Below are 18,420 nucleotides of genomic sequence, written 5' to 3' on the forward strand. Positions count from 1 at the left end.
CCGTGCTGCATGTACTCCTGGATGCCGAAGTTGTGGATGGCCAGGCCCACATGCATCTGCGCGGCCAGACCGACCGGGGAGATGTCCGTCGGGCCGTGGAACCCGGACTTCACCTGGTACTGCGCGGCGTAGTCCATGACCTTCTTCAGCGGGCTGATCCCGCCGAAGTGGGTGGAGGCGGCCCGGACGTAGTCGATGAGCTGCTCCTTGATGAGCGCCTGGAAGTCCCACACGGTGTTGAAGATCTCGCCGATCGCCAGCGGGGTCGTGGTGTGCTGACGGACCAGGCGCAGGGCCTCCTGGTTCTCGGCCGGCGTGCAGTCCTCGAGCCAGAACAGGTCGTACGGCTCCAGGGACTTGCCCAGCTTCGCGGCCTGGATCGGGGTCATCCGGTGGTGGCCGTCGTGCAGCAGCGGCAGGTCCGGCCCGAACTCGTGGCGCACGGCCTCGAACACGGTCGGCAGGTGCCGCAGGTAGGCGCGGGTGTCCCAGTCCTCCTCGGCCGGGTACGCACCGCGCTGGGCGGGCTCGTGGTCGTAGCGCTCGTCCCCCGTGGACTGGGCGGCGATGCCGTAGATGGCCTTCAGCCCGGGCACCCCGGTCTGCACGCGGATCGAGCGGTAGCCCAGCTCCTGGTGCTCGCGGATCGAGTCGAAGAGGGAGGGCAGGTCGATGCCCGACGCGTGCCCGTACGCCATCAGTCCGTTGCGGCTGGCACCGCCCAGCAGCTGGTACACCGGCATGCCGGCGGCCTTGCCCTTGATGTCCCACAGGGCCATGTCCACCGCGGCGATCGCCGCCATGGTCACCGGCCCGCGACGCCAGTACCCGCTGCGGTAAAGGAACTGCCAGGTGTCCTCGATCCGGCCCGCGTCGCGGCCGACCAGCAGGGGCGCGACGTGCTCCTTGAGGTAGCTGACGACGGCGAGCTCGCGGCCGTTCAAGGTGGCGTCACCGAGGCCGGTCAGACCGTCGTCGGTGGTGATCTTCAGGGTGACGAAGTTGCGGTTCGGGCTGGTGACGATGACGTCGGCGGCGACGATCTTCATGGTCGGGCTCCTGCGAGGGTGGGATGGGCGGGACGGTGGACGGCGAGCTGCTCGGCGACGTGCCGGGCGAAGACGTCCTTGCGGGCGAGTCGGGGGGCGACGAGATCGAGGGCCAGGTCGGCGCGGGTGGAGCTGCCCTGGCCGCGCAGGCGCTCGGCGAGGTCGACGGCGCCGGGGTCGGAGGTCGACGCGTCGACGCTCTCGAGGTGCTGGATCCAGGCGGCGACGACCCCCGCCGCCGCGCGTCCGACGGGAAGCCCGGCGGTGGCGCGCTGCTGGGCGACGGCCATGACCCGGACGGGAAGCTTGACGGACCCGTCCTTGGCGATCTGCGCGAGCCGGTGCTCGATGCGGGCGTTGGCGAACCGCGCCCGCAGCGCCGCCGTGGCGTCGTCGACGGGCAGGGTCAGCACGTCGGCCGCCTCGGACCAGAGCTGCTCGAGGTCGGCGCGGCAGTCGGGGTCGGCGAACGCCTCGGCCACCGTGGACAGGCCGCGAGCGAGCCCCTCGTACGCGAGCAGCGAGTGGCCGGCGTTGAGCAGCCACAGCTTGCGGCGCTCGTACGGCTCGAGGTCGTCGACGAGCTGGGCTCCGGCGACCTCCCACCGCGGGCGACCCGCCGGGAACTCGCCGTCGAGGACCCACTCGCTGAACGGCTCGGTGACCACCGGGGAACGGTCCTCGCGGCCCGTCAGCTTCCGCACGATCGCACGGTCTGCGTCAGTGGTGGCGGGGGTGATCCGGTCGACCATCGTCGAGACGAACGCGACGTCCTCCTCGATCCAGCGGGCGAGCGACTCGTCCACCGCGGAGGCCAGGTCCAGCGTGACCCGGCGGGTCACCCTGCCGTTGTCCGGGAGGTTGTCGCAGCTCACGATGGCGATCGGCCCGGTCCCCGCCTCGCGTCGGGCACGCAGCCCGTCGACCAGGCGGCCCGGCGCCGTGAGCGCGTCGCCCCCGGCGCGGAGGCGTTCGACGTCGAGCGCCACCGCGGGGTCGTGCCGGTCGAGCGCGCCGTCCGACGTGCGTCGGTAGCCGGCCTCGGTGACGGTCAGGGTGACCACCCCGACCTCGGGCCGGCGGAAGTACTCGCGCCAGGCGTCGGCGTCCGCACCGTCGTGGACCGCCACCAGCGCGTCGATCGTGGTCGGCGCATCGCCCTCCGGCGAGCGGACCAGCAGGGTGTACCGGCCGTCCTGCCGCGCGAGCGGCTCGGCCGCGGCGGCGGACCGGCCGGTGAAGGCGGCGACGCCCCACTGCTCGGCACCGCCCGCCTCGTTGGCCCCCTGGGTGTACCAGAGGAGGTGGGCCCGGGCGAAGGCGCCGAGGCCGAGGTGCACGATCCGCACCGGTGCGGGGGGCTCGGTGCGCTCCCAGCCTGTTCCGTCGTGCACGGCTCACCTCCTGGTCGTCGGACCCTCGTTGGTCCTCCCCCATTGAGCGACACACGACTCGGCGATGGCAATCGGTTGCCGTGACTTGTCCTGGCGGCCCGGTCAGGACCGCCGTCGCCGCGCCCGTCGCGCCGTCGAGTCCCGGATGATCAGCTCGGCCGGCAGCAGCGCGGGACGGGTCTGCGGCGGCGTGCGGGACGACATCCCGGCCAGCAGCGTCTGCACCGCGTACTTGCCGAGAGCCGTCAGCGGCGCAGCCACGGTGGTGAGGGCGGGCGAGCAGATCTCGGCACCGAAGATGTTGTCGAACCCGACCACGCTGACGTCCCGCGGGACCCGCACGTCCGCTGCCGCGAGCCCGCGCATCAGCCCGATCGCCACGAGGTCGTTGTACGCCACCACCGCCGTGACGTTCGAGGCGACGACGAGGGGCACCGCCTCCGCACCCCCCGCGAGCGTCGGCGCGAACGGGCCGAACCTCTGCACCCGCAGATCCAGCATCTCCGCCGCCTCGCGCATCGCCCGCCAGCGCATGCCGTCGGCCCAGGACGCCTCCGGCCCGGCGAGGTAGCCGATTGTCCGGTGCTCGAGCGACGCCAGGTGCTCCACGGCGCGCCTCGCGCCTCGGGCGTTGTCGGTGATGACGCTCGGGATGCCGGTGAGCACCCGGTTGAGCACGACAGTCGGGCGCTGCTGGGCCATCACCCGGATCGCCGAGTCCGACATGCGGGAGGTGCCGAGCACGACCCCCTCGACCAGCGGCAGTGCGCGCTCGAGCGCCTTGCGCTCGACGGTCGCCGACTCGTGCACGTCGGCCACGAGCAGCGTGTAGTCCGCCTCGGTCGCGGCCAGCTCCGCGCCGCGAATGATCTCGAAGTAGAACGGGTTGGTCACGTCGGAGACCACGAGCGCCAGCAGCGACGTCTTGCCGGTGGGCAGCGCCCGCGCCAGCGGGTTCGCGCGGTAGCCCATCTCCTCGGCCACCTGCCGGATCCGTGCCGCCGTCTCGGCGTTGACCCTGCCGGGCCGGGAGAACGCGCGGGAGACGGTGGACGGAGCGACGCCGCAGGCCGCAGCCACGTCGTAGATCGTCGGCACCTTGCGCTCATCCACGCCTCGAACGGTAGGCACCGAGACAAGTCATGGCAACCGCTTGTCGTCCCGGGATCACGGGTCCTCAATGAGAACACCGGCCGATGCGCAGATGCTTCGCCGGCGATGAGAGGAGAGCACCGATGCTTCGTCCCCAGGACACCGCGAGCCGCGAGCGCAAGTCCCTGAACGGGTTGTGGGACTTCCGCCTCGACGCCGCGGGCGCCGGCCGTCAGCAGGGCTGGCACCAGGGTCCGCTGGCCGAGGCCCGGTCCATGCCCGTCCCGGCGAGCTACAACGACGTGCTCGTCGGGACGACCGGACGCGACCACGTGGGTGACGCCTGGTACCAGACCACCGTGCGGGTCCCCCGCGGGTGGGCCGGCCAGCGCGTCGCGCTCCGGTTCGACTCCGCCACGCACGCAGCGGTCGTCTGGGTCGGCGACACGGAGGTGGCCCGTCACGAGGGCGGCTACACGCCGTTCGAGGCGGACATCACCGCGCTGGTCTCCCCCGGCGACGAGGTCCGCGTGACGATCGTCGTGAACAACGAGCTGACCTTCCAGACGATCCCCCCGGGGATCGTGCACGACACCCCGCAGGGGCGCCGCCAGCAGTACTTCCACGACTTCTTCAACTACGCGGGACTGCACCGCTCGGTCTGGCTGTACGCGACGCCGACCACGTACGTCGACGACGTCGTCGTCACGACCGACCGCCGCGGCAGCACGGGGGTCGTCGCCTACGCCGTGACCGTGGCCGGCGACGCCGGGGTGCGGATGACGCTGCGGGACGCGGACGGGGCGACCGTCGCGACCGCCGAGGGCTCGCTTGGTGAGCTCGAGGTCCCCGACGCCCACCTGTGGGCCCCCGGCGACGGCTACCTGTACGACGCCGAGGTCGAGCTGCTCGACGCGTCGGGCGGCTCGCTCGACAGCTACCACCAGAGCGTCGGGATCCGCACCGTCGAGGTGCGCGGGACTCAGTTCCTCATCAACGGCGAGCCGTTCTACTTCCAGGGCTTCGGCAAGCACGAGGACTCCGCCGTGCGCGGCAAGGGTCACGACGACGCGTTCCTGGTGCACGACTTCGAGCTGCTCGACTGGATCGGCGCCAACTCCTTCCGCACCGCGCACTACCCCTACGCCGAGGAGGTCTACGACTACGCGGACCGCACGGGCATCGTCGTCATCGACGAGGTGGCCGCGGTCGGGCAGAACATGGGCCTGGCGGGCGGGATCTTCGGCGGCCAGAACTACACGACCTTCTCCCCCGAGACCGTCAACGACGTGAGCCAGGAGGCCCACAAGCAGGCGATCCGGGAGCTGATCACGCGGGACAAGAACCACCCGAGCGTCGTGCTCTGGTCGATCGCCAACGAGCCCGAGTCCGACACGGACGCCGCCCGCGCCTACTTCGAGCCGCTCTTCGCCCTCACCCGTGAGCTGGACACCAGCCGCCCGGTCGGCTTCGTCAACGTGATGCTCGCACCGCACGGCACGTGCCAGGTGTCCGAGCTGGGCGACGTGCTCATGCTCAACCGCTACTACGGCTGGTACGTCAACACCGGCGACCTCGTCGCGGCGGAGGCAGCCTGGCTGTCCGAGCTCCAGCAGTGGGCCACCGAGGGCAAGCCGATCATCATCACCGAGTACGGCGCCGACACCGTGGCCGGCGTGCACTCCCTGACCCCGCAGCCGTGGTCCGAGGAGTACCAGGTCGAGTACCTGGACATGAACCACCGCGTGTTCGACGCGGTCGACGCGGTCGTCGGCGAGCAGGTGTGGAACTTCGCCGACTTCGCGACGTCCTCCACCTCCGTGTTCCGGGTGGACGGCAACAAGAAGGGCGTGTTCACCCGTGACCGCCGCCCGAAGGCCGCCGCGCACGTGCTGCGCCGCCGCTGGAGCTCCAAGCCATGACCAGCCCCATCCCCCACCCCAGCACGCCCGCCGCCCCGCGGCCCGACCGAGGAGTCGACATGACCAGCACCGTCGCTGTCTCCGACCCGATCACCGCCCCCAGCACCGCCCCCGGCACCGCCCCGACGTCCAAGCTCCGGTTCCGCACCTACCTCGGCTACGCCGCGGGCGACGCGGGCAACAACCTGGCGTTCTCCATGACGTCGATGTTCCTGCTGCTCTACTACACCGACGTGGTCGGCATCTCGGCCGCCGCCGCGGGGACGCTGTTCCTCGTGGTCCGGGTCTGGGACGCGTTCGCCGACATCTGGGCCGGCCGTCAGGTCGACAAGACCATGACCCGGTGGGGCAAGTTCCGGCCGTTCTTCCTGTTCGGCTCGCTGCCGCTGCTGCTGCTCTCCGTGGCGACGTTCACGGTCCCCGGCGGTCTGGGCGGCACGGGCAAGCTCATCTACGCCTACGCCACCTACGCGCTGCTCGGCCTGGCCTACAGCCTGGTGAACATCCCCTACGGCTCACTGGCCTCCGCCATGACGCAGGAGCCCGTCGAGCGCGCCCGGCTGGCCAGCTTCCGATCGATGGGCACCGCGGCCACGATCATCGCGCTCGCGTTCATCGTCGCCCCGCAGATCAAGAACTCCGACAACCTCCAGCAGTCGCTGACCCTGACCACCCTGCTGTTCGTGGTCATCGGGTTCGGCCTCTACATGCTGCTGTTCTCCACGTCCAAGGAGCGCGTGGCCCGCGACGTCGCCCACGTGACCCTCAAGCAGAGCCTGGGCACCCTCAAGGGCAACCGGCCGCTGCTCATGCTCTGCCTCAGCGCGCTGTCGTTCCTGGTCGGCATGTTCACGCTCCAGACCGTGCAGGCCTACTACGCCCGCGACGTGCTCGGCGACGCCAACTACTTCATCATCCTCACGGTCGTGAGCACCGGCGTGATGTTCGTGGTCGCCGGGTTCATCCCCAGGATCGTGCGCGCCGTCGGCAAGAAGCCGGCGTACATCTCCGCCAGCATCATCGCGATCATCGCGGCGCTCGGCATCGCCCTCACCCCGTCCGACCGTCCCGGCCTGGCCATCGCGTTCTTCGGCCTCTACGGGGTCGGCATGGCGGCCGTGAACACCCTGATGTGGGCGCTGGAGGCCGACACCGTCGAGTACGGCGAGTGGCGGACCGGCGTGCGGACCGAGGGCACCACCTACGCGGTCTTCTCGTTCACCCGCAAGGTCGGCCAGGCGGTCGGCGGCGCGGCAGCGGCGTACGGCCTGGGCTTCGTCGGCTACATCGCGCAGCAGGAGGTCCAGAGCCAGGCCACGCAGGACGGCATCCGCTTCATCGCCGGGTTCGTCCCCGCCGCGTTCATCCTGGTCGGCGTGATCATCATGGTCTTCTACCCGCTGACCGAGACCCGTTTCAAGACGATGGTGGCCGAGGTCGCCGCCCGTCGCGCCGCGCGGGAGGACTGACCGTGTCGATCACCACCGCCGAGGCCCTGCGCCTCCACCCCGACCGGCTGCTGCCGACCGCCCCCGAGGTCCGCTCGATCGCCCGACGCCTCTACGACGAGGTGCGCGACCTGCCGATCCTCTCCCCGCACGGGCACGTCGAGGCCCGGCTGCTCCTGGAGGACCAGCCGTTCACGGACCCGACGTCGCTGCTGGTCACCCCCGACCACTACGTCACGCGGCTCCTGCACGCGTCCGGCGTCCAGCTCGACCAGCTCGGCGTGGGGCAGGGCACCCTGTCCCCCACGGCGGCCCGCGAGGCCTGGCGGCTGCTCTGCCAGAACTGGGCGGTCTACCGCGGCACACCCGTGAAGTACTGGCTGGAGAGCGCGCTGGTCGACGTGTTCGGCCTGGACCTACGGCCGAGCGCCGAGACGGCCGACGAGCTCTACGACGGGATCGCCGACCAGCTCGCGCAACCTACGTTCCGGCCGCGCGCTCTGTTCGACCGGTTCCGGATCGAGGTGCTCGCCACGACGGACGACCCGGCGGACGACCTGGCGGCACACGCCGCGCTCCGTGCCGACCCGACCTTCACCGGACGGGTGGTGCCGACGTTCCGGCCCGACAAGTACCTCGAGGCCGGCCGTCCGGACTGGGCCCGGGACGTGCTCCACCTGGGCGCGGTCGCCGGGGTGGACACCGGGTCGTACGCGGGCTGGGTCGCCGCGATGGAGGACCGGCGTGAGCACTTCCGTCGGCACGGCGGCGTGTCCACCGACCACAGCCACGAGGACGTCGGCACCGAGCCGCTGGACGCCGCCGAGGCCGAGCGGATCTACCGCGCGGCGCTGGCCGGCCAGGCGCCCGAGCTCCAGACGACCGCCCTGCGCCGGCACATGCTGCTGGAGATGGCCCGGATGGCGACGGAGGACGGTCTGACCATGACCCTGCACCCGGGCGTCCGCCGCGGCCACCACCGGCCGACGGCCACCCGGTTCGGTCCGGACACCGGTCACGACCTGCCCCTGCCGGGCGCGTTCACGGACGCGCTGCGCCCGCTGCTCGACCGGTACGGCACCCACCCGAACCTCACGCTGGTGCTCTTCACGCTCGACGAGTCCGTGTTCTCCCGCGAGCTCGCACCGCTGGCCGGGTTCTACCCGTCGGTCTACGTCGGGGCACCCTGGTGGTTCCTCGACGCGCCCGACGCCATCCGCCGCTGGCGGTCCGCGGTCTCGGAGACCGCCGGCTTGTCCCGGACCAGCGGCTTCATCGACGACACGCGGGCCATCTGCTCGATCCCCGCGCGGCACGACATGGCACGCCGCCTCGACGCCGGCTACCTCGCAGGGCTGGTGGCGGACCACCGGCTCGACGAGGACGAGGCAGCCGACGCCGTCGTGGACCTGGTCCGCGGCCGACCCACGGAGGTCTTCGGGCTCTAGGCGCCCTCGGTGGCCGGGACGCCCACGCGCTGGGTGGCGAGCCAGTCGAGGGCGACGTCCGCGACGTCCCGCCACCCGGCGTCGATGGTCAGCGAGTGTCCTCGCCCGTCGAACTCGTGGTACTCGGTGACCGAGTCGGGGCTGTCCTGGTACATCTCCAGGACCTCGAGGGTCACCGACTTCGGCACGGTGTGGTCCTCGCTGCCGGAGGTGAGGAGCAGCGGACCGCGGACGGCGCGGTGGGTGTCGACCTTCGCGGGCGAGTTCCGGGAGAAGTTGGCGGTGGCGTCCTCGAACAGCGGACGGCCCGGGCCGGGGATCGTCCACGCCCCCCAGAGCGCGTCGGACTCCTCCTCGGTCAGGGTGTTGCCGAAGCTGTACCGGAACTGCTTGGCCGTGAGCGAGACGGTCCGCTTCTTGTTCGCGGGGTTGCCGAGCACGGGGAACCCGGAGCGCAGCTGCGCGAACGGCACGGTCTTGACCCCCTTGATGGGCGCCGGGTCGATGGCGACGGCGGCGACGACGAGGTCGTTGGCGAGCAGCTCCTGCGCGATCAGCCCCCCGAAGGAGTGCCCGATGACGATCGGCTTCGCGTCGAGCGTCTCGATGTAGTCGGCGTAGTGGTGGCAGATCCGCTCGATCCCGACGTCGTCGAGCGCGTCGGCGGCGGCCCGGGTCTCCGCGACGGTGTCCGCGTCACCGGGCCAGCCCGGCGCGCTGGGCGCGTAGCCGCGCGCCTCGAAGAGCTCCACCCACGGCGCCCACGCGGACGAGTGGATCCAGAGGCCGTGGATGAAGACGACAGGGGTTCTCGACATGGCTGCTCCTTGAGAGGGGTGTGGTCAGAGCTGCTTCGCGAAGCCGCCGTCGATGAGGACGTCGGCTCCAGTGATGTTGCCGGCGCGGTCGCTGGCCAGCAGCAGGACGAGGTCGGCGACCTCCTCCGGCTCGGTGAAGCGACCGGTCGAGAAGCCGCCCGCGCTCTCGATGATCCGCGTGCGGGCCTCGTCGAACGAGATGCCCTGGCTCGCCGCCACAGTCGCCGCGACCCCGGTCTCACCGAGCCAGAGCGGCGTGGACACGGGTCCCGGGCTGACGGTGTTGAAGCGCAGCCCGCGTGGCCCGAACTCCTTGGACAGCGACTTGGACAGGTTCCAGACCGCGGCCTTCGTGGCCGAGTAGTCGATGACCCCGGGATCGGGCAGGTAGGCGTTGACGGAGCAGATCGTCACGACGGTGCCTGCACCACGCGCCAGGAGCAGGGGGATCGCGGCACGCGTCGTGCGTACGGCGGCCATGAGGGTGAGGTTGAGGGTGCTGTGCCAGTCGTCGTCGCTGACGTCCAGGAAGCCGGTCGTCCGCGGGGTCACGGCACCGACGTTGTTCACGAGGATGTCGAGCCCACCGAAGTGCGCAGCCCGGCCCACGAGCTCCGCCGGGGTGTCGGCATCGGCGAGGTCGAGCGCGACCGCAAGGACCTGCCCCGTGTCGGACAGCGCCACGAGCTCGTCCGTGATCGTGCGGGCGCCCGCGACCACGTTCACTCCCTCGGCGACCAGCGCGCGCGTGACGGCGAGCCCGATGCCCTTGCTCGCACCCGTGACGACTGCGACCTTGCCTGCCAGATGGAGGTCCACACGGGGGACGCTAGACCTCCGGAATGTCCGGTTCCTGGCCCTGCTGGTCCCACCCAGACCCCGCCAACCGCTCCATCGCCGCGGCGCTGGGCGACCCTGGCTCCGCGAAGTAGAGGAACAGCGACTGCCCGGCGGTGCCGACGACGGCCAGCCGGAGATAGCTCAGGACGAGCTTCCCCACCAGCGGGTGCCGGAGGGCGTGCACACCGTCGCCGGCGCGATGGACGTCCTGTCGGTCCCACAGCTCCCGGAACTCCGCGCTGCCCGCGGCGCCGTCGGCGACGAGGGACTCCAGCCGCGCGTCCCGCGCCCCGGTCTGCGCCGCGCTCCGCAGCAGGGCGACCGAACGTGCCGCCAGACCGTCCCAGTCCGCGTGGAACACCCGCTCCGACGGGTCCGTGAACAGCGAGAGGACGCTGTTGACGCCGACGCGGAAGTTCGGGTTCAGCCGCCGCGCCAGGGCGTTCGACGCCAGCACGTCGACGTACCGGCTGTGCACGACGGCGGCGGTGAGCGGCCACGAGTCGATCAGCCACCGCGTCGCGTCCCGGACGACGTCAGCCCCGACGGCTGCGTCGGGGCGCTCCGCCGGTCGTGCGAGCGCGTGCAGGTAGTCGGTGGCGACGGTGTCGAGGCGCAGTGCCCGCGCCAGGGCGTCCAGCACCTGGGTCGACGGGTTGGCGTCGCGTCCCTGTTCGAGGCGCAGGTAGTAGTCCGTGCTGACGCCCGCCAGGATGGCGACCTCTTCGCGCCTCAGCCCGGGCACCCGGCGCAGCCCGGAGCCCACCACCAGGCCGACATCCTGCGGCTGCAACCGTTCGCGCCGTGCTCGCAGGTAGTCACCCAACCGGCCCGCCTCGGTCATACCCGCACGGTAGCGGCTACGCCGACACCGTCGCCGTCGCCTGGTTCGCGGCGCGGTCCGCAAGGTGGTGGGCGACGAAGGCCGCATCGGCGCCGACGCCGTTGATCATCGACGACGCCAGGGCGTACTGGAACACCAGGCCGAGGAAGTACAGCCCCGGCTCCGTGGTGACCCCCCGGTCGTGCGTCGGGGAGCCCACGCCGTCGAGCACAGGGAGGTCGATCCAGCTGTGGTCGGGGTCGAACCCGGTGCACCAGACGATCGTCGAGACGTCCATCGTCCGGCCGTCGTCGAGCGCGGGCAGCCCGTCGCGGACACCGGTGGTCCGGGGCACGCGCTGGACGCCCGCGGCGGCGAGGTCCCGGGACTTGACCCGGATCAGGGGGCCGCTGTGGGCGAGCACGTCGGCGCGGGCTCGTCGGCCGATCGGGGTGCCCGTCGTCAGCACGTGGCTGAAGGCCCAGAACGCGATCCGGTTCAGGGGCCGCGCCAGGGGCTGCTCGATCCGCCACGGGATCTGGCCGGGGTGCCGGCCGGACAGGAAGGTGCGATGCGTCGTCGCCAGCTCCAGGGCGATGTCCGCCCCCGAGTTGCCCGCCCCGACGACGAGCACGTCGCCGGGTCCGACCTGGTGCGGCCCGCGATAGCTGACCGCGTCGAGCTGGACGACGTCCCGGCGCACGGCGGAGGCGAACGCCGGCACGCGCGGCACGCGGTCGAACCCCGCCGCGACCACGACGTTCTGGGCACGCCAGGTCCCGCCGTCCGCCTCGACGAGCAGGTCGGCGCCCGACCGCGACACCCTCCGCACGCGGACGCCCGTGCGCACCGGGACGCGCAGGTCAGCCGCGTACGCCTCCAGGTAGTCGGCGAACGCGTCCTTCGTCGGCAGGGACCACGGGTCGCCCGGGAACGGACGGCCCGGCAGACCGTCGTAGCGCGCGGGTGTGAAGAGGCGGAGCGAGTCCCACCGGTGGCGCCACGAGTCGCCGATCCGCGCGCCGCCCTCGAGGACCACGTGCGGCAGTCCGCGCCCGGAGAGCTCGTGGCTCGCTGCCAGGCCGGCCTGTCCGCCCCCGATGACCACGGTCTGCACGTTCTCGACACTCACGCCGCTCCCCCGTCACCGCTGCTAGTCTTCATCCGAAGCACTTTCGGACGAATACTCGGAGGGTAGGGCCGATGCCTCGGGACGTCAACGCCACCCGGCCGTACCACTCGCCCAAGCGCGCCGAGCGGGCCGCTGCCACCCGGTCGGCCGTCCTGCGGGCCGCGCGCGACCTGTTCCTGAGCGAGGGATACGCCGGCACGACCGTCGCCGCGGTCGCCGCCCGGGCCGAGGTCGCCGTCGACACGGTCTACGCCGCCGTCGGTCGCAAGCCTGCGCTCCTGCGCGAGGTGGCGGAGGCGGCCATCTCCGGAACGGACCACGCGGTGCCCGCCGCGCAGCGCGAGTACGTCCGGCGGATCCGGGAGGCGTCCACCGCCGGCGAGAAGATCGCGATCTACGCCCGCGCCGTGGCCGCGATCCAGGACCGGCTCGGGCCCGTCTACCTCGCCCTGCGCGAGGCGGCCACGTCGGATGCGGACTGTCGGGCCCTCTGGCAGACCATCTCCTCGCGACGGGCGGCCAACATGCGGGACTTCGTCGCGGACCTCCGGGCGACGGGCGAGCTGCGCACCGATGTGTCCGACGACGAGATGGCGGACCTCGTCTGGAGCACGAACGGCCCCGAGCACTGGGCCCTCCTCGTGCACGAGCGCGGCTGGACCACCGAGCGCTTCGAGGCGTCCTTGGCCGACACGTGGACCCGGACGCTGACCGACGCCCGGTGACGCCCGGTCAGCGGACCGGGGACGGCTCGCGCGGCAGGAGGGCGAACACGGTGCTGAAGGCGTCCCACCCGGTCCCCACGTCGACCGGGCCGCGCCACTGGACGGCTCCCGTGCGGTACCCGTCATGGCAGAACCACCGCAGCGTCCCGTCGGGCATCACCGCATAGATCACGCCGGCGCCCCGGCTGAACACCTGCGTGACGTCCGCCCACCCGGAGCCGACGTCAACCGGTCCGGACCACGCCCCCGGGGAGTCGAGCCCCCGACCGTCGACGAACCCGTCGTGCCGGTACCAGCGCAGAGTGCCGTCCGGCATCACCGCGTAGATCACGCCGCCGCCCGTCGAGAACAGGTGCAGCGCCGTTCCCCACCCGACGCCGACCTCACGCGGACCGGACCAGGAGCCGGGCGTCTCGAGGCCCTCCCCCGAGGCCACCCCGTGGTGCCGGTACCAGAGCAGCCGCCCCTCGGTGTCCACGATGTAGATCACGCCGTCACCCCCGGAGAACACGCGGGCGACGTCGCCCCACCCGTGCCCCACCTGGCGCGGTCCCGCCCAACCGTCCGGCGTGCCCAGGCCGTCCCCGATGGTGAAGCCCTTGTGCTCGTACCACCAGAGCCGCCCCTCGGTGTCGATCAGGTACAGGGCGTCGCCCCCGGCGGGGAAGACGTGCGCCGCCGTCCCCCAGCCGACGCCGACGTTCGCCGGGCCACGCCAGGTCGCGATCCCGCCCCCGGTCTCGGCGCCGTCGTGGCGGTACCAGACGAGGTCGCCGTCGGGCTCGATGCCGTAGACGAACGCCGGGACGACCGTCGGGCCGGACGGGAAGCGGGGCTTCTCCTTGAGGCACTCCTGGTACAGCGCGCTGACGCGCCCCAGCATGTTGGCGTTCGGCACACCGAACCCGGAGTTGGCGAGGATGACGAGCTCCATGTCCTCGGGCAGGAACAGGGCGACCGAGTGCTGGATCCGCACTCCGTCGACCCACCACCCGGTCTTCTCGTAGATCACCCCGGCCCGCGTCGAGATGACGGAGTCGACGCCGAACGTGCGGCCCAGCATCACCTCCGCAGCGGCCGGCGACAGGATCGTGCCGGCGCGGCGCAGCGTGCCCATCACTCGGAGCAGCTCGTCGACCGACAGGTGCCACCCCACGCCGCCCACCCAGGAGCGGAGGTCGCCCGAGGCGAACCCGGGAATCTTCCGCGGGAACGGGTAGCCGAGCGCGTGGCCGACGCGGTAGCCGAGCTCGGTGCCGGACACCCCCGCCGGGCCCATCACGTTCTGCTCGACGTAGGCGACGTAGGCGTTCAGGGTCGCGGAGTCCCAGACGACGTCGTCGAGGCCGAGGCCGACCCGCATCGCGGGCGAGACGTCGCCGTTGACCGTCGCGATCAGGATTCGGCAGAGCCCGAAGTTGACGTTCTGGTACAGGTAGGCGGGTGCGACCGCGACCCCGTCGGCGACGCGGGACTTCATCAGGAGGAAGTCCGAGTCCGTCGTGGCAGCCGTCCCCAGCCCCGACGTGTGCGTCATGAGCTGGGCGAACGTGATCCGACCGACGTTCGGACCCCTGACCCAGTAGTCGGGCAGGTACGCCGCGACGGGCGTGCTCGCCGCGACGCCGTGCTCGGCGAGCACCCGGGTCATGGCGATCGCGGTGACGAGCTTGCTGCAGCTCGCCACGTGCATCCGCTCCTGGGTGGTCCATGGCACGGCGGGGACCCCGGCGGTCGAGTCGCCGGCCATCCGGGCGTCCTGGACCGAGCCGGAGAACACGGTGCGGCCCCCCTGCCGGAGCTCGTAGGCGCACCCGGCCACCGACGCCGACAGCTCCGAGCGGAGGGCGCTCTCGAAGGCTCGGACGTCGAGGTGGTACGGCGTCGGGAGCGGGATCCGCGGGGGCGCCGTGACGCTCACTCCCGTCAGCCCGAGGTCGGCGACCACCCCGGCGATCTGCGGGTTCAGCTCGTGCACCGCCACCCGGTCGACGTCGAGCGCGACGTCGCCGATGCCGTCGATCCCCGCACCGACGAGCTCGCGAAGCTGCGCGACCTGGTGCTGATCCAGCGTGTACGCCATCGTCGGACTCCTCGGGCGCGCCGGGAGACGAACCTCTGGACGTCCGCACACCGAGCAGGGCGCGCCTCAGGGCGGGGTGCGAAGGACCGGACGGCCCGTCCCAGCCTGCGCCGTCGGGGTGCTCGCGGTCCAGCAGTTTCTCCCGGGTGAACACCGAGGCCGCGGGCGACTACCGCCGGCCGGCGGTCATGGCCTGCAGGGCCCTGGTCGGTCCCGGCTGCTCGTCGAGGGCGCGCGCTGCGGCGTGCAGCGTCTGAGCACCGGGACCTGACAGGACGAGCAGCCGCTCGATCGCGTCCCGGAGCTCGGCCACGGACGCCGTGTTCGGGTCCAGCGCCTCGCCGACGCCGACGCGCTCCACGGCGGCCGCCCCGGCGAACTGGTCGGTCGAGAACGGCAGGACCAGCAGCGGGGTGGCCGTCGCGATCGCCTCGGTGACCGAGTTGTTGCCGCCGTGCGTCACGGTGGCGACCGCTGCCCGCAGCAGACGCACCTGCGGCAGGTACTCGCGCACGAGCCAGCTCGCGGGCAGCTCGCCCAGCTCCGCGACCGGGGTGGACCCGGTGGCGATCGCGGCGCGCACTCCCGCACCACGCAACGCCGCGGCCACACGCGCGAGCACGTCGCCGCGGACCGACAGGAAGCTGCCGAAGCTCACGTACACGAACGGCTCGCCGGTGCGTAGCCAGGCGTCCACCTCGGGATCGGCCGGCTCGGCGCGCAAGGAGCCGCCGAGGTACTCGTGGGGCGGGAGGAGAGCGGCCCGATCCGGGTCCGCAAGCTCCTCCGGGTAGTGGAGGAGCACGAGCGGCCCGTGCTGCGCGAACGCGTCGTGCACGGCGGGCAGTCCGGGGTCCAGCTGCGCGGCCGCGGTGTTCCACTCCGCGGTGAACCCCGCGGCGACCCGGCGGCACAGCTGCTCGAGCTGCTCCATCTCGTCGGGATCCGGGTGCAGTGCCCGCGGCCAGTCGGGTGGGCACCCGTACACCTCCTGACCGACGGGCAGCGCGGTCGGGTGGCCGAGGACGACGTCGGCGTGCGGGACGTCCGCGGCCCAGAGCGCCAGGCGCGCGCTATAGGCGAGGTGGTCCACCAGGACGGCGTCGGGACGCACCCGGTCGATGACGTCGAGCGTCGCCCGGGCCTTCTCGACGGGCCGCCACATGAGGTCGACCAGCCGTTCGCGCGCCTGGTAGGTCAGGGTGGGCACCATCCCCTGCCGGGTGGCGTCGAAGAAGCCCCGCAGCGAGTCCGCCTCGTCGCCGGGCTGCTTGTCGGCGCGGATCACCCCGGGGTTGGACCCGCGACCGAGCTCCAGGGCGACGCGCTCGTAGCCGGACGCCTCGACGATCCCCGCGGTGGCAGGCCCGGACGCGACGACCACCCGTTCCCCCGCGTCCTGCCACGCCGCGGCCAGGGCGGCCAGCGGGAGCAGGTGGGACGCGTAGTCGGGGCTGATGACGAGCAGGGTCATCCGGCGCCGACCAGGGACGGGCGCGCGGCGAGCTCGTCGGCCACGACCCGCGCGTAGACGTCGTCGAGCATCCGCGCCATGCGCTGGATGGTGAAGCTCTCCTCGACCGTCGCGTGCGACCGCTCGGCGCGCCGGTCGTCCGACTCGGCGAGCGACGCGGTGAGCGCCGAGTCGATCGCCTCGGCGAGCCGGTCGGCGTGCCAGGTGGCGGCGAGGAAGCCCGTGTCGCCCTCGACGACGTAGGTGGCCGGTCCGCCGCCGTCCGGTGCGACGACGAGCAGGCCGGACGCCATGGCCTCGAGCAGGGCGATGCCGAACTCCTCCTTGAGGCTCGCGCACACGTAGACGCCGCGGGGTGCGCTCAGCCCGGGCAGTCCCGTGCGTGCGGCCGCGACCCAGCGGGCGACGACGTCGTTCGGTCGGTGACCCGGCAGCAGCAGCCCGGCAGCCGCTCGCCGGTCGGGCGGGACGACCGCGTCGACGAGGTCCAGCTGCTCGCGCTCGTCGGCCGACGGACGGTCCAGGTCGCCGCCGACGACCAGCAGGTTCGCCCGCTCGCCCAGCCCGCTCCGGGCCCACGACTGCACCAGGGTGGCCATCCCCTTGACCCGGTGCAGCCGGCCGACGCTCACGATCAGCGGAAGACCGCGACGGCCGACCGGCAGCGTCTCGACGATGGCGCGCAGCTGCGCCAGGGCGTCGGACGCCGTGCCTCCTGCGACGTGGGCCTGCGCCTCGGCGACGGCACGGTCGACCACCTGGAGGTCGACGCCCTCGGGCACGACAGTGTGCCGCTCGGGGTGCGCGGTGAGGTCGATGCCGACGAGCTCCCGCATGTCGCGCTCGAGGGTGGGGCGCGGGAACAGCACGGTGTGCGACGCGTTGGCGGCCAGGCGCTGCACCAGCCGCACCCGGAACCAGAAGTGCTCGGCCTCGTCGACCAGCCCGAAGTTCGCCCGCGTGAGGCGCCCGGCCAGGTCGAGCGACCGGATGACGGCGTGCGGGTCCGGCGCCACCGTGAAGACCACCGGGATGTCGAGCTCGCGCGCGACGTCCGCCGCCGCGAGGCTGCCGACGTCGGCCATGCGCAGGTGGAGGACGTCGACGCCCCCCGCGGCGCGCAGGAGGCGGCGGATCCCGCGGCGGGCGGAGACGCGCAACGACCAGGCGGTCGCCGAGGGCGAGGCGTCCGGCTGGAGCGGCACCCGACCGTAGAGGTGGCCCGAGCCGCGGAGCCCACCGAGATCCGCCTCCGCCTGGGCCACCGACCCGCGCGACATGGTCAGGACGCGCGTCACCGGGGTCGGCTCGTCGGTCCCGGGCGCGACGAGGGCGTCGCCCAGCCGCACCAGCAGGGTGGCGATCCCCCCGTTGTCGCCGACGCCGGCGGCGCTGAGGCCCGCGTCGATGTCGGCGTGCAGGAAGAGCTGGGCAACGGTGAGCCCGTCGCGCGAGGGCGACGCGTCCGGTGACGTCTGCGCGGCGATGTCGACGAGTGCGAGGCGGGCCACGTCCGCGAGGGCACCCGTCCCGGACGCCAGACCGTCGAGCAGCCCCAGGACCGCGTGGTCCCCGGGGCGCCGGCCCAGCGCCGCGACAGCGGCGGTGCGGACCTGCTCGGCCTCGTCGTGGTCGGCGGCGAGGGCGAGCAGGGGTCGGACGGCGATCACGTGCCTGACCAGGCCCAGGGTCTCGACGACGCGGGCACGGGCGGGCGGCTCCCGCACCCCGAGCAGCGCCGTCTCGAGCCCGACCGCGACGGGCTCGGGCGCGCCGGTGGACCACTGCTCGAGCGTCCGCTGCGCGAGCATCCCGCCGAACCCTCCGTCGGCGGTCATCCCGATGAGCCGCGCAACCGCTTCGGACCGGGGCAGGCCGGACCCGAGCACCCAGGCGGCGTGCTCCCGGACGAAGAGGCGGTCGCTCGAGAGCAGCCGGACGAGCGCACGGGAGGCCTCGTCGTCGGCGATGGTCCCGAGCGCGTGCACCGCGGCGATCGCGACCAGCTGGTCCGCGTCGTCGAGCGCGGCCGTGAGCACACGGATGGTGCGCACGCCGGGGTCGCGGCTGCTCTCGAACGCGAGCTCGTCGGCGAGCCGCATCGCGTCGACGATCTGGTCGGCCGCGCGCAGCGCGTCGAGCGAGGTCTGGATGCCCACGGTGGTCCTCCAC

General features: G+C 72.7%; 14 protein-coding genes. 4 read left to right on the forward strand and 10 right to left on the reverse strand.

The genetic code is table 11. The features are described from left to right. The 3 genes from manD to HP550_RS11145 all read right to left on the reverse strand — a co-directional run. A partial coding sequence (gene manD, locus HP550_RS11135) for a D-mannonate dehydratase ManD (protein WP_175347762.1) occupies nt 1-1,049 on the reverse strand: 1,049 nt, incomplete at its 3' end. Further along, nucleotides 1,046-2,443, reverse strand: a complete 1,398-nt coding sequence (locus tag HP550_RS23055; protein WP_343048128.1) for a mannitol dehydrogenase family protein — start codon at nt 2,441-2,443, stop codon at nt 1,046-1,048. The genes HP550_RS23055 and manD, both read right to left, overlap by 4 nt. A gap of 102 nt (nt 2,444-2,545) precedes the next feature. After that, entirely contained in the window at nt 2,546-3,556 is a 1,011-nt protein-coding gene (locus HP550_RS11145) for a LacI family DNA-binding transcriptional regulator (protein WP_343048129.1), read from the reverse strand. A 122-nt stretch (nt 3,557-3,678) separates the two neighbouring features. Between HP550_RS11145 and uidA the strand changes: the two genes are divergently transcribed. Genes uidA through uxaC form a run of 3 tightly spaced genes read left to right on the forward strand, consistent with a single transcriptional unit; the run spans nt 3,679 to nt 8,353 of the window. After that, a complete protein-coding gene (uidA, locus tag HP550_RS11150; RefSeq protein ID WP_175347764.1) occupies nt 3,679-5,457 on the forward strand; it encodes a beta-glucuronidase in 1,779 nt (592 codons plus the stop codon). A gap of 59 nt (nt 5,458-5,516) precedes the next feature. Beyond that, a complete protein-coding gene (gene uidB / locus HP550_RS11155; protein ID WP_175347765.1) occupies nt 5,517-6,926 on the forward strand; it encodes a glucuronide transporter in 1,410 nt (469 codons plus the stop codon). 2 nt (nt 6,927-6,928) lie between these two features. Then, on the forward strand, nt 6,929-8,353 hold the full coding sequence (uxaC, locus tag HP550_RS11160) for a glucuronate isomerase (RefSeq protein ID WP_175347766.1): 1,425 nt from the start codon (nt 6,929-6,931) through the stop codon (nt 8,351-8,353). On the opposite strand, the gene HP550_RS11165 is transcribed toward uxaC, so the two are convergent. From HP550_RS11165 to HP550_RS11180, 4 genes are read right to left on the reverse strand one after another with little or no spacing between them, the layout of a single operon-like run. Further along, nucleotides 8,350-9,171: an alpha/beta hydrolase gene (locus HP550_RS11165; RefSeq protein ID WP_175347767.1), complete on the reverse strand. Its 822-nt coding sequence runs from the start codon at nt 9,169-9,171 to the stop codon at nt 8,350-8,352. The genes uxaC and HP550_RS11165 overlap by 4 nt on opposite strands. A gap of 24 nt (nt 9,172-9,195) precedes the next feature. Next, entirely contained in the window at nt 9,196-9,990 is a 795-nt protein-coding gene (locus tag HP550_RS11170) for an oxidoreductase (protein WP_175347768.1), read from the reverse strand. A gap of 10 nt (nt 9,991-10,000) precedes the next feature. After that, nucleotides 10,001-10,855 (reverse strand): helix-turn-helix domain-containing protein, encoded by an 855-nt coding sequence (locus HP550_RS11175; RefSeq protein WP_175347769.1) that lies wholly within the window; start codon nt 10,853-10,855, stop codon nt 10,001-10,003. Between the two features lie 16 nt (nt 10,856-10,871). Continuing rightward, nucleotides 10,872-11,966: an NAD(P)-binding domain-containing protein gene (locus HP550_RS11180; protein WP_175347770.1), complete on the reverse strand. Its 1,095-nt coding sequence runs from the start codon at nt 11,964-11,966 to the stop codon at nt 10,872-10,874. A 71-nt stretch (nt 11,967-12,037) separates the two neighbouring features. On the opposite strand from HP550_RS11180, the gene HP550_RS11185 reads away from it, so the two are divergent. Next, complete coding sequence (locus tag HP550_RS11185; RefSeq protein ID WP_175347771.1) at nt 12,038-12,691, forward strand: TetR family transcriptional regulator; 654 nt, start codon at nt 12,038-12,040, stop codon at nt 12,689-12,691. Nucleotides 12,692-12,698: 7 nt separating this feature from the next. On the opposite strand, the gene HP550_RS11190 is transcribed toward HP550_RS11185, so the two are convergent. From HP550_RS11190 to HP550_RS11200, 3 genes are all read right to left on the reverse strand, one after another. Beyond that, a complete protein-coding gene (locus tag HP550_RS11190; RefSeq protein WP_175347772.1) occupies nt 12,699-14,774 on the reverse strand; it encodes a serine hydrolase in 2,076 nt (691 codons plus the stop codon). A 169-nt stretch (nt 14,775-14,943) separates the two neighbouring features. Then, entirely contained in the window at nt 14,944-16,248 is a 1,305-nt protein-coding gene (locus HP550_RS11195) for a nucleotide disphospho-sugar-binding domain-containing protein (protein WP_175347773.1), read from the reverse strand. Beyond that, nucleotides 16,245-18,407: a glycosyltransferase gene (locus tag HP550_RS11200; protein ID WP_210767984.1), complete on the reverse strand. Its 2,163-nt coding sequence runs from the start codon at nt 18,405-18,407 to the stop codon at nt 16,245-16,247. Before HP550_RS11200 ends, HP550_RS11195 begins: the two co-directional genes overlap by 4 nt. Nucleotides 18,408-18,420 lie beyond the last annotated feature (13 nt).

It is taken from the genome of Cellulomonas humilata (genome assembly GCF_013359775.1).
GTDB classification, from domain to species: domain Bacteria; phylum Actinomycetota; class Actinomycetes; order Actinomycetales; family Cellulomonadaceae; genus Cellulomonas; species Cellulomonas humilata.